The organism is Pseudomonas sp. URIL14HWK12:I6, assembly GCF_000514195.1.
Classification (GTDB): Bacteria; Pseudomonadota; Gammaproteobacteria; order Pseudomonadales; family Pseudomonadaceae; genus Aquipseudomonas; species Aquipseudomonas putida_A.
Genome location: NZ_AZVL01000014.1, coordinates 178,013 through 194,147, shown reverse-complemented (window position 1 = coordinate 194,147; position 16,135 = coordinate 178,013). Strand labels below are relative to the sequence as shown.

Genomic DNA, 16,135 nt, shown 5'->3' with positions numbered 1-16,135 from the left:
GGACGCTCTTCTTTTTGATTGGGCTGTTTGATTTCGTAGGTGAGTTCGTAAGAACCGGTCTGCAGATGACGGGGAGCCACCCACAAGAGGGTCGGTTGCTTGAGCTCGGCCTCGTCAATGATGGGACGCCCGTCGACCTCACGGCCATTGAGCAGCAGCTTGACGGTATCGCCGACATCCTTGCTGGCCCAGACGGGGATGACGACAAGCAGGCCGAGGTCGGGAAAAGTGAACACCGCCGCCCGGTTGATCCCCCACTGGCCGGAAGGCAGGAGGCGTCCGAGCACTATCGGGTCCAGCAATGAATGGGGGGCAGAGCTTTTCTTCTTGGGCTGAACGAGCATGGTCGGAACTCCAAGCGAACTGTCGGGAGACAAAGGGCGTGGAGTTATTCAGCGCTGAAGATAACGGCTCTGGCTACTGTCAGAAATTACAGGTGAGGACCTATTTGCGATGAACGGTCGAGAGGGCTGGGGTGATTGCGGGTGGGCAGGACAGCGCGGCAATCATCAGCAGCGTGCTCAATGATCATTCGTTGAAGACGGGGACGGTTTGATCGAGACCTGAACGACAAAACCCGCCGCCCCGGTTGATCGGGGCGGCGGGTTTTGTCCTTCTGAAGAAATGGGTTGCCGGTGAGTCAGTCTTCGCGAGCAGGCTCACTCCTACAGGGATGAGCGGGGTTCGCGGGATGTCGGGTCAGTCCGAGGCGTTTGAAGACGAGCGCCTTCAAGCCGCTCTCAGGATCAATATCCGGAAACTCCGGCGGATTCTCCAGCCGTTGCTCAAAGCGCAAGCTTGGCGCCTCTTGCGTCACGCCATCGATCAAAAAATCCGAACCGAACGACGGATCATTCATGCACGCCAGCACCGTGCCGTCAGCCGTGAGCAATTCCGGTAAACGACGCAATACGCGCTGGTAATCCTTGGTCAGCAGAAAACTGCCTTTCTGGAACGATGGCGGGTCGATGATCACCAGGTCGTACGGGCCGTTGTTGATCACCTTGCCCCACGACTTGAACAGGTCGTGGCCGAGGAAACTCACCTTGCTCAGGTCATGCCCGTTCAGCCGGTGATTGTCACGACCGCGGCTCAGTGCGGCGCGGGACATGTCGAGGTTGACCACATGGCTGGCGCCGCCTTCGATTGCTGCCACGGAAAACCCGCAGGTGTAGGCGAACAGGTTCAGCACGCGTTTGCCTGCGGCCTGCTCACGCACCCAGTTGCGCCCGTAGCGCATGTCGAGAAACAGCCCGGCGTTTTGCTTGCGGCCCAAGTCGACGCGGTACTGCAAGCCGCCCTCGACGATGCTCATCTCCTCGATTTCATTGCCCAGCAGCCATTCGGCGGTGCTCTGCGGCAGGTAACGATGTTGCACCAGCAAGGTGTGGGCGCCGGACTGTTGCCACTCGGCCGAGGTGCTGAGGTCGAGCGCCGATTGCTTGAGCGCTTCGAGCTGTTCGGGCTGCGGCTCCTTGAACAGCGACACCAGCACCACGCCTTGCAGCCAGTCCACCGTCAACTGTTCCAGCCCCGGCCAGCAACGCCCGCGCCCATGGAACAGGCGACGGGTTTCGCTCGGTGCGGCCGCCAGTGCAGGCAGCAGATGGGCGCGGAGGGTGGCGAGGGCTTCAGGGTTCATCAGTCACGGTCGGCAAGCAAAAGGGCCGGCATTTTAACCACAAAAACCGCTTGGCGAACGCCGGTCAGCCAAGGCGATTGACCACTGTTAAGAAAAGACCTGTATCAAAAATGAATTTATGCAGGGCGCGCTGCTCATACCAGATAAGCAGCGGATTCGAGCCGCTAAGTCGTTAATGCAATTCAGGGAGTGCCAGTTCATGAGTCCAACACCGACACCGAGCGCGCTCCTTCCTGGCGGGTTGATTCTGGTGGTTGAGGACGACCCGTTGATTCTGGAGTTTCTCTGCGAAATTCTTCAGGAGGAAGGTTTCAAGGTCGAGCCGCAAACCAGCGCGGATGCCGCCAAGCTGTATCTGGAAAAGCACGCGTCGGATGTCGCGTTGCTGCTGACCGACATCACCATGCCCGGTGAAATCAACGGCGCCGGGCTGGCCAATCTGGTTGGCGACCGCTGGCCGGAAAAGCCGGTGATGGTCATGTCCGGTTATGAAACCCCGGAAACTTCCGGGGTCAAGCATCCGGTGGCGTTTATCAAAAAGCCCTGGGCGATCGGCCAGTTGCTTGACTGTGTCGACAGCGCTTTCAAGTCCAAGGCGCCACGTCTGCACTGAGGTGGCGGGTCGAACTGCCGGGTAAAAATGCTACATTGCCCGGCCAATCCGCCCAGTTCTGTCAAAGGATGCGACCTTTTGTCTGCTCACGATAACGTCTTCGACCGCGCGTTCGGCGCGTTCCTGTTCGACATGGACGGTACCGTCCTCAATTCCATCGCTGCTGCCGAGCGAGTCTGGGCAGCGTGGGCTGAGCGCCACGGGGTTGATGTCGAGAGTTTCCTGCCGACCATCCACGGTGCTCGTGCCATCGACACCATCCGCCGGCTGAACCTGCCGGGAGTGGACGCCGAGGCGCAAGCGGCGTTTATCGCGCAGGCGGAAATCGATGATGTCGAAGGGATTGTGCAGATACCTGGGGCCGCGGCGTTTCTCGCCAGCCTGCCTGTCGAACGCTGGGCCATGGTGACCTCGGCGCCACGGGCTCTGGCGTTGCGGCGGATGGCTGCGGCGGGGATTTGCGAGCCTGCAGTAATGATCACGGCGGAGGATGTGGCGGCTGGCAAGCCTGATCCGGCGGGTTATCTTCTGGCCGCGCAACGTCTGGGGCTTGATCCCGCTGATTGCCTGATTTTCGAAGATGCCACTGTCGGTATTCAGGCCGCTGAAGCGGCAGGTGCAGCGCTGATGATCATCACCACGACGCACCAGCATCCCATCGAAACCCGCCACGCGACTATCGACAGTTATGAGCCGCTGAGCGTTGTCGTCGATAGCCAAGGTCAACTGCACCTGCAAAAGGCCTGACACTACAAAGTCCCCTGTGGGAGCGGGCTTGCTCGCGAATGCGGTCTTTCAGTTGCATGCGATGTCGACTGATTCAGCGCATTCGCGAGCAAGCCCGCTCCCACATTCGATCAATGTCGGGCCGTAAATGTTGCCCGCTATCCAACACTGCAGGAGCCAGTTCAGTCTGCTGGCGATGGCGTCAGTAAACCCCCGGCAACAATCGCCAGCTACGCGCGCAATAAGCCTCGTACTCTGCACCAAACTGCCCGCGCAGCAGCGCCTCTTCCGAGTGAATACGTGCGATCAGTGGAATCAGCGTCAGCGCCGCCAGAATCAACCCGACACTGGAACGAAACGCCAGCGCCCAGCCTACGGCGTTGACCACCAGCCCCAGATAGCTCGGATTGCGCAGGCGTGTGTAAATGCCGTCGGTGACCAGCCGATGCCCCGGCTGAATCGCCACCAAACCGCTGAACCGCCAGCCCAGCACAAACACCGGCCACAGCCGCAGCGTGCCACCGACGATAAACAGCAAGGCGCCGAGCCAGCGCACGCCTTCAGCGCCGAAGGTCCAGAAGTCGATGCGATCGCAGTACGCCGGGAGAAAACCGCTGACCAGACCGATCACGCCGAACGCCGGAATCACCCAGCGATTGGCGCGGTCCTCGCGCTCGCCCGAACTCATGTTCACGTCGGTGAACAGCGACGCCACCACCATCAGCACCGTGGCCAGCGCCACCAGCACCAGCGCCCCATGCGAAAAGAACACCGCCGGCCCACCAATGCCCCACACCGCCAGGCCCAGGTAGGCGAGGGTGGCGAGCACCGCAACCACGGTCATTTGCGCAGACATTTTCATGATCATCTCTTGAAAAGCGGCTGATCCTTTCAGTGTAGGACGCCGCTGAACCCGCGTAGGTCCCGGATCAGTCACCTTGAAGCCGGATGTCCCGGCCCCGTCGTGAGCAAGCCCACTCCCATCCTTGATCCGGGCCAGCCCGAGAGCCTCCATCCACCGACAATCCCTAGTGGGAGCGGGCTTGCTCGCGTAGGCGTCGGATCGGTCGTGACCAGTCTTTGGTCGGCAACGCCTTCATCCGGCCAACATCGCGTCTACGCTGATCCATTCCTTCTATTTGTCCGTGTATTGCCCATCAAAGAGGTGAACCCATGAAAATCGACTTGAGTGGAAAACTGGCCATCGTCAGCGGCAGCACGGGTGGCATTGGTCTGGGCATCAGTCAGTCACTGGCCGAGGCCGGAGCCACGGTTGTGGTGATCGGGCGTGAAACGGCCAAGGTCGAGCAAGCGCTGGCGAGCATTCGCCAGCAGGTGCCGGGTGCGCAACTTCGCGGTCTGACGGCCGACCTGGGCACTGCCGAAGGTGCGGAAAAACTGTTCGCCGCTGAACCGCGCGCAGACATTCTGGTGAACAACCTCGGCATTTTCGACGCCGTGGATTTCTTCGACACCCCGGACAGCGAGTGGACGCGTTTCTACGAGGTCAACGTGATTTCCGGCGTGCGCCTGTCGCGGCATTACGTGCCGGCGATGGTCGAGCAGGGCTGGGGACGGGTGATTTTCCTGTCCTCGGAATCCGGCGTGGCGACCCCGGCCGACATGCTTAATTACGGAGTGACCAAAAGCGCCAACCTTGCGGTGTCCCATGGCTTGGCCAAGCGTCTGGCGGGCACAGGTGTGACGGTCAATGCGATCCTGCCGGGGCCGACCTTTACCGGTGGCGTGGAACACATGCTCAAGGATGCTGCGGCCGAGTCCGGCCGCAATCTGCGTGAAGAGGCTGATGCGTTTGTGCGCAGGGCGCGGCCGACGTCGATCATCCAGCGGGTGGCCGACGTTGCGGAGGTGGCGCATCTGGTCACGTACATCGCTTCGCCGTTTTCCTCCGCCACCACTGGCGCGGCCTTGCGCGTGGATGGCGGTGTAGTCGACAGTATGGCGATCTGAACCGCGAAGACTCTGGAGAAGCGTGTATTTATGGCAACTGCATCAGCAACCATCGACATCCCGGCTTCGGCCGATCAGGTCTGGCAATTGATCGGCGGCTTCAACACGCTGCCGGACTGGCTGCCGTTGATTCCCAAGAGTGAACTGAGCGAAGGCGGACGCGTGCGCACCCTGCAAACCGCCGATGGCGCGGTGGTGATCGAGCGTCTGCAAGCGTTCGACAACGCTGCCAGGACCTACAGCTACTCGATCGAACAGGCACCGTTCCCGGCGACTGACTATCTGGCGACGATCAAGGTTGAAGCTCAGGGGCAGGGCGCTCGAGTGACGTGGTCGGGACGCTTCAACGCCAAGGGCGTGAGCGAAGAGGAAGTGGTCGCGCTGTTCAATGGCATCTATCAGGGTGGCCTTGAGGCGCTGCGGGCCAATTACCCGACCTGATCATCCAACACAAAAAACTGTGGGAGCTGGCTTGCCAGCGATGACGGTGTTTCAGTCGAATAGATATTGACTGGACCGCCTCCATCGCTGGCAAGCCAGCTCCCACAGGGATGTATCAGTTTGAAAGATCGGCGCAAATTCAGGACTGCGAAATCAAACTCTGCCGACAATCCAGCACCAGCTGCGCACCGCCCAGCTCACTGCTGCCCACCTCAAGATTGAAGCCATGCAGGCTGACAATCGCCGCGACAATCGATAGACCCAGGCCAAAGCCACTCTGCGGTTGCCCGCCCTCGGCACGATAGAAACGCTGAAACACCGCCTCACGCTCGGCTTCGGGAATCCCCGGTCCGGAGTCGTGGACTTCAATCCGCGTATGCCCACCGTCATTCACACCACGCAAAATCACCGTGCCGCCTGCCGGAGTGAACTTGATCGAGTTGCTCAACAGATTGGCCAGCGCCTCGAACAACAACGCCCGGTCACCATTGAGCGGTGGCAGGGTTTCCGGCATGTTCAGCACGAACAGCAGTTCGCCTTCCTCGGCCAGTGGCAGGTAAAACTCATGCAGTTCTTCCAGCAGTTGCACCGGATCGAGCTCGACAAAACCTGAGCGGCGCTGACGATCTTCCAGCTCGGAAATCCGCAGCAATCCGCGAAACCGCGCCATCAGCGTATCCGCCTCGGCCAGCACCAGGTCCAGTTGTGCCGCCTCCTGTGAGCCTTCACCAGCCTGCTGTTGCATGCGATACAACTGCGCGCGCAAACGCGTCAGCGGCGTGCGCAAATCGTGGGCGATGTTGTCGCACACGCCTTTGACTTCATGCATCAGCCGTTCGATGCGATCGAGCATGGCGTTGACGATGGCGGCGAGCATGTCCAGTTCGTCGCGGCGGTTGGACAGCGGCAAACGGTGGGTCAGGTCGCCAGCGACAATCGCCTGGGCGCTGTCCTGAATCGCGCGGATGCGGCGCATTGGTCGGCGGCGCAGCAGATGCCAACCGGCAATCCCCGGCAGAATCGTCAGTGATACCCCCCAGAACAACGCGTGCAGAATGATCCGCGTCACGGCGAACAACGAACCGTTATCGCGCAACAACACCAGCCAGCGACCGTCGCGGGTCTGAGTCGCCACCGCGTCGCAGCTGTCGGCGGGCAGGGTCGGGTCATCGGAATCGGCGCAGTCATCCAGGGTGTGGATCTTGCCATCCAGCGGCAGGCCTTCGGGCAGTTGCTGCAAGGCACCGCCGAGGTAAACGCCCTGGGCGTCGAACAGGCCATAGGCGTCGATGCCGCGGATGTCAAAGGTCATGCTGGCGGCGAGCGCTTCTTCCAGTTGTTCACCGCGAAAGTGCGAAAACAGATGCTGACGTTGCATCAGCGAATGCTTGGCGAGGTTATCGAGATAGCTGGAGACCTCGAAATACATGACCCCCATGAGGATCGCGCTCCAGGCCACGAACAGCGAACTGTACAGCGCCAGCAGTCGACTGCTGGAGGAGCGCCAGCCGTCAGACGGGTTCGGCAATGACATAACCCGAGCCCCGTACCGTGCGAATCAGCGGAACATTGCCCGCCGCGTCGATCTTCTTGCGCAGACGACCGATGTGTACGTCGATCAGGTTGGTGCCCGGGTCGAAGTGATAGCCCCAGACTTCTTCGAAAATCATCATCCGCGACAGGATCTGCCCGCTGTTGCGCATGAGAAATTCCAGCAGCTTGTATTCGGTGGGCAGCAGCGTCAGCACCTGCCCGGCGCGGCGTGCTTCGTGGCTGATCAAATCGAGTTCGAGGTCGGCGACCTGCAACGTGGTGGCCTGGGTGGCAACGCTGTTCTGCCGGCGCAGCAGCACTTCCACGCGTGCGGCCATCTCGTCGGTGGCGAACGGTTTGGTCAGGTAATCATCGCCGCCGGCGCGCAAGCCGCGCACGCGCTCATCGACATCGGAGAGCGCGCTGATCATCAGAATCGGCGTGGCCACGCCCATGGTGCGCAGGGTGGTGACGATCGCCAGGCCATCGAGTTCCGGCAGCATGCGGTCGAGGGTGATCAGGTCGTAGTTGCCGCTGACGGCGCGGTCGAGGCCCTCGCGGCCATTGTCGACCCAATCCACTTGCAGGCCGTGGCTGCTGAGTTCGGCGACGATTTCACGAGCAGTCACGGCGTCGTCTTCGATGGTCAAAATACGCGTCATAGGGCAGGCCTTGATCGGTTCAAACGGAATGGCTGCATTTTGCCAAGTATTTTGCGTCGCGCTTTAAATTAACTTTCATGTATAGCTTGTCACAAACGTCAAATCGGGGCGCTTTGCGGCGTTAGCGTCAATGCATAAAACCCGCTGCTTTCCGTCCATTGTTGCAAATTGCAATGAATGTAGAAGTTCAGTCTTTTTAAGTCATTGAAATTTAAGCATTTATTTCGGGCTCTCGACTGGCACGGTCGCTGCAATTCATCTCGTGACGAGTTGTAACACCATTTTTCATGCCTGGAGCACTACAACAATGAATAGATCCTCTGATGGGTTTTATCCTGCCTTCGAAGGAGAGTCGAGCAACGTGTCAGGCGTGTCCTGGGGCGCGATTTTCGCGGGCGCAGCGGCGGCCGCAGCACTGTCGATGATTTTAGTGCTGCTTGGCTTCGGTTTGGGATTCTCTGCCGTTTCACCTTGGGCCGGGGAGGGCATCAGCGCCAAGGGTCTGGGGATTTCGACGATTGTCTGGCTGGCGGCGACGCAAATCATCGCCTCTGGTCTGGGTGGCTACATCGCCGGTCGGCTGCGGGTGAAGTGGGCCAACATGCACGGGGATGAAGTGTATTTTCGTGATACTGCCCATGGCTTCCTCGCCTGGTGTGTGGCCACGCTGGTCACCGCAGTATTGGTAGTCGGCTCGGTCAGCAGTGTGATCAGTGGCGGTGTGCAGGCCGGTGCCAGTGTCGCCGGTGGCGCAGCGGCTGCCGCGACTCAGGCTGCCGGTAGCGCAGCGGCCAACACCGACAGCAATCAGTACGGTTACTACATCGACAATCTGTTCCGCGATGACCGTCCAGCATCGGTCAGTGATGATGCCGCCCATGGCGCCGTAGCGCGGATCTTCGCCCAGAGCCTGGCCAACGGCCAACTCAGTCCAGAAGACCGTACCTACCTCGCGCAACTGGTCGCACAACGAACCAATCTGAGCCAGGCCGACGCCGAGAAGCGTGTCGATGAAGTGTATGCCCGCACTCAGAAGGCCATCGCCGACGCCAAAGTCAAAGCCCAACAGGCTGCCGACACCGCTGCGAAAGTTGCTGCCTGGACCTCGCTGTGGATGTTCATCGCGTTGCTGGCCGGTGCGTTCTTCGCCAGTCTCGCAGCCACCTTCGGCGGTCGTCGCCGGGATGCGGTCGAGTACGTTGAAGTCGAGACCTACGCCACCACGACCACTCTGCCTCCAGTTCGTTAACAAGGAGAATCACCATGCGCTCTCTATTACTGTTTTTCCTCGGTGTGCCAATCCCGATCATCATCCTGATCGCCCTGTTCGTACACTGATTCCAATGCTCCATTGAGGCCCATGCCTCGGCCGCTTTCACTTCACGGTGAAAGCGGCTTTTTGCTTTCTGGCGTGCACCATTCGTCTTCTTCAACCGAATCGTTGAACAATCCGACCGCTTTCACTGGCCTGGATCAATATTCGCGTTTGTAACTTCCCCTAACGTAAATGTTCCAGGCCTTCGCTGAGGTTTGAACTACAGTGCTTCACGCGCACTTTGCTGCGCTGACGAAGTACCCGCGAGCCCGCCTGTAATCGAACAATTAAACGGGCCGCACGGTGTAGAGCAGCAAGGAGCTGACGCAATACCTTCCCCCTGAACCTTTTCACGGATGAACTTCGTAATGCACTGCCTAGAACGCACTTTCGATATCCAGCCCCTGACCCAGGCGGATATGACCGTCCACATCAATGGTCAACCGGTGACGGCGGCCATTGGCGAAACCGTCCTGAGCGTTATCCAGTCCCTTGGCGTGCGCCAGGTCGCACGCAACGACCATGGCCAGATCAGCGGCGCCTACTGCGGCATGGGTGTGTGCCAGTGCTGCCTGGTGAAGATCAACGGCCGCCACAAGCGCCGTGCCTGCCAGACCGTGGTGCGCGACGGCATGCAGATCGAAACCCAGGTCAACCGCATCAACGAGCAGGAGGTCGTATGAGCCTGCAACCGGTGATCGTCGGCGGTGGTCCGGCGGGAATGGCGGCGGCCATCGAGCTGGCGCGTCATGGGGTGCGCTGCACCTTGCTCGAAGAGGCCTCGCGTCTTGGTGGCGTGGTCTATCGCGGGCCGCTGCGCGACGGCGTGCAACTGGATTATCTGGGGCCGCGCTATTCCGAAGCCCTGAGCAAACTGCACGGTGATTTCCAGGAACAGTCCGGGTTGATCGACGTGCGCCTCAATCATCGCGTGGTCGGCGCCGAAGGCACCCGCGCGCTGGTGGTGCTCGACGGCGACGAGCAGCTGCACGAGATCGAATATCCGCAATTGCTGCTGGCCGCCGGCTGCCACGAACGCAGCGTGCCGTTTCCCGGCTGGACCCTGCCGGGGGTGATCATGCTCGGCGGCCTGCAACTGCAAATCAAAAGTGGCGTGGTCAAGCCGCAGGGGCCGGTGGTCATCGCCGGTACCGGGCCGTTGCTGCCACTGGTGGCAACGCAGCTGCACGCGTCCGGCGTCAAGGTCGCGGGCGTGTACGAAGCCTGCGCCTTCGGCAAGATCGCCCGCGAAAGCCTGGCGTTGCTGAACAAGCCGCAGCTGTTCCTCGACGGTTTGAGCATGCTTGCTTACCTTAAACTGCACGGCATCCCGATGAACTACGGCTGGGGCGTGGTCGAAGCCCACGGCGACGGCGAGCTGAAAAGCGTCATCGTGGCACCTTACTCGGCCAGCTGGGAGCCGGACCTGACGCGCATCGAGCGCTTCGAAGCGCAGACCCTGGCGGTCGGTTACGGCTTCATTCCGCGCACCCAGCTCAGTCAGCAGATGGGCCTCGATCACGGTTTCAGCGACGACGGTTACCTGCGCGCCAATTCGAACAACTGGCAGCAAAGCAACGAGCCGCACGTGCATCTGGCCGGTGACATGGGCGGGATTCGCGGTGGTGAAGCGGCGATGCTTGCCGGCAAGATCGCCGCCACCTCGATCCTGCTGCAACGCGGGGTGATCGAAGAAGAACTGGCACGGGTACGGCGCGATCGTTATCTGGGCAAACTCAAATCAATCGTGCGCTTCCGTGCGGCCGTCGACCGTTACACCGAACGCGGTGTCGGCCAGACCGCTTTGCCGGCCGCCGACACCGTGATCTGCCGCTGCGAACACGCCACCCGCGCGGACATCGATCTGGCGCTGGAGCAGGGCGTGCAAGACATCGCCAGCCTGAAAATGCGCACCCGCGTCAGCATGGGCGATTGTCAGGGGCGGATGTGTGTCGGCTACTGCAGCGACCGTCTGCGTCAGGCCACCGGGCGCAAGGACGTCGGCTGGCTGCGCCCGCGCTTCCCGATTGATCCGATCCCTTTTTCCGCGTTCCAGTCCGTCGGCACGGAGGCCGCATCCCATGAGTAAGTTCTATGACGTGATCATTGCCGGTGGCGGCGTGATCGGGGCGTCCTGCGCCTATCAATTGTCCAAGCGCCAGGGCCTCAAGGTGGCGGTGATCGACGCCAAGCGCCCGGGCAACGCGACCCGCGCTTCGGCCGGAGGCTTGTGGGCCATCGGCGAGTCGGTGGGGCTGGGCTGCGGGGTGATTTTCTTCCGCATGATGTCGGCCAACCGCAAGCGCGAAACCCAGGGCGCGGCGGTCGCGGTGGACGCCAGCACGCCGCACATCCTGCCGGAGTCGTTCTTCGATTTCGCCTTGCAGTCCAATGCGCTGTACCCGGCGCTGCATCGCGAGCTGAAGGACAGGCACGGGATGGATTTCAAGTTCGAAAAGACCGGACTGAAGTTCGTCATCTATGACGACGAAGACCGGCTCTACGCCGAGCACATCGTCAGTTGCATTCCGCATCTGGCCGATCAGGTGCGCTGGCTCGATCAGGCCGCGCTGCGCGAGGCTGAGCCGAGCGTCAGCCACGAGGCGCGCGGCGCGCTGGAGTTTCTCTGCGATCACCAGGTCAGCCCGTTCCGTCTCGCCGATGCCTACATGGAAGGAGCGCGGCAGAATGGCGTCGATATCTTCGTCAACACCAACGTCACCGGTGTGTTGCACCACGGCAGCCGCGTGACTGGCGTGCAGACGGCCGAGGAGGGCGTGTTCCACTGCAAGACGCTGATCAATGCTGCTGGTGCCTGGGCGGCGGACTTGAGTGAGTGGGCCACCGGTGTGCGGATTCCGGTGAAACCGGTGAAAGGCCAGATCCTGCTGACCGAGCGCATGCCGAAAATCCTCAACGGCTGCCTGACTACCAGCGATTGTTATGTGGCGCAGAAGGACAACGGCGAAATCCTGATCGGCAGCACCACCGAAGACAAAGGCTTCGACGTCACCACCACCTACCCGGAAATCGCCGGACTGGTGCAGGGCGCGGTGCGCTGCCTGCCGGAACTCAAGGACGTCAATCTAAAGCGCACCTGGGCCGGATTGCGTCCGGGCTCGCCGGATGAGCTGCCGATCCTCGGGCCGATGCGTGGGGTGGAGGGTTACCTGAATGCCTGCGGACATTTCCGCACCGGTATTCTGACCTCAGCGATCACTGGCGTGCTGCTGGACAAACTGGTCAATCAGGAGGCGCTGCCGCTGGATATCACACCGTTCCTGGCGGATCGGTTTGAGACTGTACCGGTCAAGCAAGAGCTGGAGTTAGAGCTGGCCTGATCCCAGTGACATTGATGTTGAATGTGCAGGCCTCTTCGCTGGCAAGCCAGCTCCCACAGGGTTTCGGTCGTTCACAAAACCTGTGGGAGCGGGCTTGCCCGCGAAGGCGTCAGTGCAGCAGGCCTGAAGCTTGGATCTGTGCAAGGAGATCAGACTTTGCGAGCTTCCTCTTCCAGTTGATCAGACTCGAACAACCGCGCCAGCTCCGCCCGGGCTTCCTGGGCGGTCTGCAGGACTTTGGCGGCGTCGTCGTAGACCGCGTGCTGGGCTTCCAGCACCTGTTCGTCATGGTGTTTGAAACGCTTGATCCGCGCATCGGCCTGGGCCTGGGTCAGACCGAGGCCGACCAGGGTACGGCGGCTCATTTCCAGGCTGGAGTAATAGGTCTCGCGAATCGCTTCGGCGCCGACATCGACCAGGCGGTGCACGTGCTGACGGTTACGTGCGCGAGCGATGATCTTCATGTGCGGATACAGCTTGCGCACGATCTCGGCGGTCTTGATGTTGGTCTCCGGATCATCCGTGGCAATCACGAAATACTCCGCGTCGCCAACCTTCGCCGCATTGAGGATTTCCGGGCGCATCGGGTCGCCGTAGAACACCGGCACGCCGCCAAAACTGCGCGACAGTTCGATGGTTTCCACCGAGGTGTCCAGCGCCACGAACTTGATGTTCTGCGCACGCAGAATCCGCGCCACGATCTGGCCCATTCGCCCCATGCCGGCAATCACCACGCGCGGTGCCTCGGTGTCGATTTCGCGGAATTTCTCCGGCACCTCCACCGGCTGCACTTTCGGGCTGACCAGTCGCGCACAGATCAACAGCAGCAACGGCGTCAAGGCCATCGACAAGGTGATGGTCAGCACCAGCAAGTCATACAGGCGCGGTTCGAACAGGCCCTGATCGCGCCCGATCTTGAACACCACAAAGGCAAATTCACCGCCGGCGGCGAGCACGATACCCAAGCGAATCGCACTGACTTTGGTCAGCCCACCGGCCAGACGCCCGACCACAAACAGCAGCGGCAACTTCAAGCCGATCAGCAGCAGCGTCAGGCCCAGCACGGTGATCGGCGCACTCAGCAGCAGACTCAGGTTGGCGCCCATGCCGACGCTGATGAAAAACAGCCCGAGCAGCAGGCCTTTGAACGGCTCGATCTGCGCTTCCAGTTCATGGCGATACTCCGAGTCCGCCAGCAGCAGGCCGGCGAGGAAAGCCCCGAGCGCCATCGACACGCCGACCAGATCCATCAGCCACGCCGTACCGATCACCACCAGCAATGCGGTGGCGGTGGAGACCTCCGGCAGACCGGTTTTCGCCACCACGCGAAACACCGGACGCAACAGATACCGCCCGCCGACCACCACCACGGCGATCCCGCCGAGCACTTGCAAACCGTGGTTCAGGCTTTCCGCGTTGCTGCTGGCGTGGGCGCTGCCGGCGAGCATCGGCACCAGCGCGATCAACGGGATCGCGGCGATGTCCTGAAACAGCAGAATCGCAAACGCCAGCCGCCCGTGGGGGCTGGTCAGCTCCTTGCGCTCGGCCAGGCTTTGCAGGCCGAATGCGGTGGACGACAGCGCCAGGCCAAGACCGAGCACAATCGCACTGTTCAGCGGCTGACCGAACACGTACAACGCCAGCACGCCGATCACTGCCGCCGTCAGCAGCACCTGCGCCAGACCTACGCCGAACACCGACTTGCGCATCACCCACAAGCGGCGAGGTGACAGCTCAAGGCCGATGATGAACAACAGCAACACCACGCCCAGTTCCGAGATATGCGCAACGCTCTGCGGATTGCCGATCAGGCCGAGCACCGACGGGCCGATGATAACCCCCGCCAACAGATAACCGAGCACCGCGCCCAGTTGCAGACGCTTGGCCAATGGCACGGTGAGCACGGCTGCGAAGAGAAACACGACAGCGGCTTGTAACAGGTTGCCTTCATGGGGCATGGGTTGACTCCTGACAGCGGTACGGCGGGGGGTGACAAGGATAAGGGCTGCGCCGCTCGTCAATCCACCACAAAACCCTGTGGGAGCGGGCTTGCTCGCGAAAGCGCTGGTTCAGTCGATGTTGATGGCGACTGTGACACCGCATTCGCGAGCAAGCCCGCTCCCACAAGGGCGATATCATCAAATCTGTAATAAATTGCATCATTCGGTTACATTGATAGCCTTCACGAATCAATCTTTTCGAGTCCGCCATGGCCATCAACTTCGACCTCAACGACCTGCAAGCCTTTCGCGCCGTGGTCGAGCAGGGCAGTTTCCGCAAGGCCGCCGACACCGTGCGCCTGTCACAACCGGCCCTGAGCCGACGCATCGAGAAGCTTGAAGACGCCCTCGGCGTAAAGCTGTTCGAGCGCACCACGCGCAAAGTCAGCCTGACCCAGGCCGGGCGTGGCTTCATGCCCAGCGTCGAGCGTTTGCTGGATGATCTGGACGTGGCGCTGCTGGGCATCAGTGAAGTCGCATCGACCCGACTCGGTCATGTCACCGTGGCCTGCGTACCCTCGGCGGCGTACTACTTCATGCCGCGGGTGGTCGCTCGCTATCACCAGCAGTTTCCGCGAATCAAGGTCAAAGTCCTCGACTCCAGCGCCCACGACGTGTTGAGCGCAGTGGTCAACGGCGAGGCGGATTTCGGGTTGAGTTTTCTGGGCACGCAGGATGCCAAGGTCGATTTCGAACCGCTTGTGCAGGAGTGCTATGTCGTCGCTTGCCGGCGCGATCACCCGTTGGCCGGACGCGGCAGCGTGACCTGGGACGAGTTCTATCAGCAGGATTACATCTCGCTGGACAAGACGTCGGGCAACCGTTTTCTGCTCGATCAGGCCTTGAGCAGCGTGGTGCCGCAGCGCCCGAGCATCTGCGAGACGCGGCATGTGACGACCATGATTGGTCTGGTGGAGGCGGGGCTGGGGGTGGCGGCGGTGCCGCTGATGGCGATGCCCGGGCCGGATCATCCGATCCTGACGCGGGTGCCGCTGACAGATCCGCAAGTGATGCGCAGTGTCGGCATCCTCAAGCGCCGGGGTCGCACGTTGACCCCGGCGGCATTGGAACTGGAGCGGCTGGTAGTGGAAATGAAAGTCCAGCCACCAACGCTTAGCGCTTGACCGAATCCAGCCCGGTGGCTTGCACGTCAGCCTGGGCGGCAGGCGCGGCAAGATAGTCGAGCAGGGCCTTGGCCTCTTTTGGATGCTGTGCGCCGACCGGGATGCCGGCGGCGAAGCGCGTCACCGACTGCACCGACTCCGGAATCTTGCCGACAAACGTCACCCCCGGCACCGGCAGCAATTCGCTGACCTGCTGGAAGCCCAGTTGGTAATCGCCGGTGGCAACCACCGAGCCGACCGGGACTTTCGGGATCATCTTCGCTTTCGGTTTCAGTTGATCCTCGACACCGAGTTTGTTGAACAACTCCTTCTCGATGTACACGCCGCTGGCGCTGTCGGAGTAGGCCACCGATTTTGCGTCGAGGAGGGTTTTCTTCAGGCTTTCGACGCTGCTGATGTCCGGCTTCGGCGCGCCTTCACGCACCACCAGACCGATCCGTGAATCCGCCAGTTCGACCCGCGAGGCCGGGTCGACCTTGCCCTGTTTGATCAGGTCATCGAGGGCGTAGCCGACCATGATCACCACGTCGGCGTGCTCACCGCGAGCGAGGCGATTAGGGATGGCTTCCGGCGCCTTGCCCATCGACGGGCCGAGTTGGGTGTCGAGGGTGTTGCCGGTGGCAGCCGCGAATTTCGGGCCGAGGATTTTGTAGGCGGCGGTGAAGCCGCCCGACGTCATCACATTCAGCTGTTCAGCATGGGCCAGGGCGCTGAAAGCGAAGAGGGCGATGGCGCTGAGATTGATCAGTTTTTTCAAGGTGATTGCT

General features: G+C 61.3%; 16 protein-coding genes. 9 read left to right on the top strand and 7 right to left on the bottom strand.

Going from position 1 to position 16,135, the window contains the following annotated elements:
• On the bottom strand, positions 1-344 hold a 344-nt coding region (locus tag H043_RS0119400; protein WP_155953504.1), incomplete at its 3' end, for a hypothetical protein.
• 296 nt (positions 345-640) lie between these two features.
• Positions 641-1,642 (bottom strand): class I SAM-dependent methyltransferase, encoded by a 1,002-nt coding sequence (locus tag H043_RS29215; RefSeq protein ID WP_256214352.1) that lies wholly within the window; start codon positions 1,640-1,642, stop codon positions 641-643.
• Positions 1,643-1,841: 199 nt separating this feature from the next.
• On the opposite strand from H043_RS29215, the gene H043_RS0119390 reads away from it, so the two are divergent.
• The gene (locus tag H043_RS0119390) at positions 1,842-2,255 is read left to right on the top strand and encodes a response regulator (RefSeq protein WP_027613245.1); all 414 of its coding nucleotides are present in this window, start codon (positions 1,842-1,844) and stop codon (positions 2,253-2,255) included.
• A gap of 78 nt (positions 2,256-2,333) precedes the next feature.
• Entirely contained in the window at positions 2,334-3,002 is a 669-nt protein-coding gene (locus H043_RS0119385; protein WP_027613244.1) for an HAD-IA family hydrolase, read from the top strand.
• A 181-nt stretch (positions 3,003-3,183) separates the two neighbouring features.
• Here the strand turns inward: H043_RS0119385 and H043_RS0119380 are convergent, their stop codons facing one another.
• Complete coding sequence (locus tag H043_RS0119380; protein WP_027613243.1) at positions 3,184-3,843, bottom strand: isoprenylcysteine carboxylmethyltransferase family protein; 660 nt, start codon at positions 3,841-3,843, stop codon at positions 3,184-3,186.
• Between the two features lie 311 nt (positions 3,844-4,154).
• Here H043_RS0119380 and H043_RS0119375 point away from each other — a divergent pair, with 311 nt between their 5' ends.
• Both H043_RS0119375 and H043_RS0119370 read left to right on the top strand, forming a co-directional pair.
• On the top strand, positions 4,155-4,952 hold the full coding sequence (locus tag H043_RS0119375; protein WP_027613242.1) for an SDR family NAD(P)-dependent oxidoreductase: 798 nt from the start codon (positions 4,155-4,157) through the stop codon (positions 4,950-4,952).
• 30 nt (positions 4,953-4,982) lie between these two features.
• Positions 4,983-5,393: an SRPBCC family protein gene (locus tag H043_RS0119370; RefSeq protein ID WP_027613241.1), complete on the top strand. Its 411-nt coding sequence runs from the start codon at positions 4,983-4,985 to the stop codon at positions 5,391-5,393.
• 139 nt (positions 5,394-5,532) lie between these two features.
• On the opposite strand, the gene H043_RS0119365 is transcribed toward H043_RS0119370, so the two are convergent.
• The gene (locus H043_RS0119365) at positions 5,533-6,927 is read right to left on the bottom strand and encodes a HAMP domain-containing sensor histidine kinase (protein WP_027613240.1); all 1,395 of its coding nucleotides are present in this window, start codon (positions 6,925-6,927) and stop codon (positions 5,533-5,535) included.
• The gene (locus H043_RS0119360; RefSeq protein WP_027613239.1) at positions 6,905-7,588 is read right to left on the bottom strand and encodes a response regulator transcription factor; all 684 of its coding nucleotides are present in this window, start codon (positions 7,586-7,588) and stop codon (positions 6,905-6,907) included. The genes H043_RS0119365 and H043_RS0119360 overlap by 23 nt, the downstream gene beginning before the upstream one ends.
• 307 nt (positions 7,589-7,895) lie before the next feature.
• Between H043_RS0119360 and H043_RS0119355 the strand changes: the two genes are divergently transcribed.
• The 4 genes from H043_RS0119355 to hcnC all read left to right on the top strand — a co-directional run bounded on the left by H043_RS0119355 (position 7,896) and on the right by hcnC (position 12,244).
• Complete coding sequence (locus H043_RS0119355) at positions 7,896-8,837, top strand: hypothetical protein (RefSeq protein ID WP_027613238.1); 942 nt, start codon at positions 7,896-7,898, stop codon at positions 8,835-8,837.
• Positions 8,838-9,271: 434 nt separating this feature from the next.
• A complete protein-coding gene (gene hcnA, locus H043_RS0119350; protein ID WP_027613237.1) occupies positions 9,272-9,586 on the top strand; it encodes a cyanide-forming glycine dehydrogenase subunit HcnA in 315 nt (104 codons plus the stop codon).
• Complete coding sequence (gene hcnB, locus H043_RS0119345) at positions 9,583-10,992, top strand: cyanide-forming glycine dehydrogenase subunit HcnB (RefSeq protein ID WP_027613236.1); 1,410 nt, start codon at positions 9,583-9,585, stop codon at positions 10,990-10,992. Before hcnA ends, hcnB begins: the two co-directional genes overlap by 4 nt.
• A complete protein-coding gene (gene hcnC, locus H043_RS0119340) occupies positions 10,985-12,244 on the top strand; it encodes a cyanide-forming glycine dehydrogenase subunit HcnC (RefSeq protein WP_027613235.1) in 1,260 nt (419 codons plus the stop codon). The genes hcnB and hcnC overlap by 8 nt, the downstream gene beginning before the upstream one ends.
• A 149-nt stretch (positions 12,245-12,393) precedes the next feature.
• Here the strand turns inward: hcnC and H043_RS0119335 are convergent, their stop codons facing one another.
• The gene (locus H043_RS0119335; protein WP_027613234.1) at positions 12,394-14,202 is read right to left on the bottom strand and encodes a monovalent cation:proton antiporter-2 (CPA2) family protein; all 1,809 of its coding nucleotides are present in this window, start codon (positions 14,200-14,202) and stop codon (positions 12,394-12,396) included.
• A 251-nt stretch (positions 14,203-14,453) separates the two neighbouring features.
• On the opposite strand from H043_RS0119335, the gene H043_RS0119330 reads away from it, so the two are divergent.
• Complete coding sequence (locus tag H043_RS0119330) at positions 14,454-15,368, top strand: LysR family transcriptional regulator (protein ID WP_027613233.1); 915 nt, start codon at positions 14,454-14,456, stop codon at positions 15,366-15,368.
• Here H043_RS0119330 and H043_RS0119325 read toward each other — a convergent pair.
• On the bottom strand, positions 15,358-16,125 hold the full coding sequence (locus tag H043_RS0119325) for a substrate-binding domain-containing protein (RefSeq protein ID WP_027613232.1): 768 nt from the start codon (positions 16,123-16,125) through the stop codon (positions 15,358-15,360). The genes H043_RS0119330 and H043_RS0119325 overlap by 11 nt on opposite strands.
• Between the last annotated feature and the right edge of the window lie 10 nt (positions 16,126-16,135).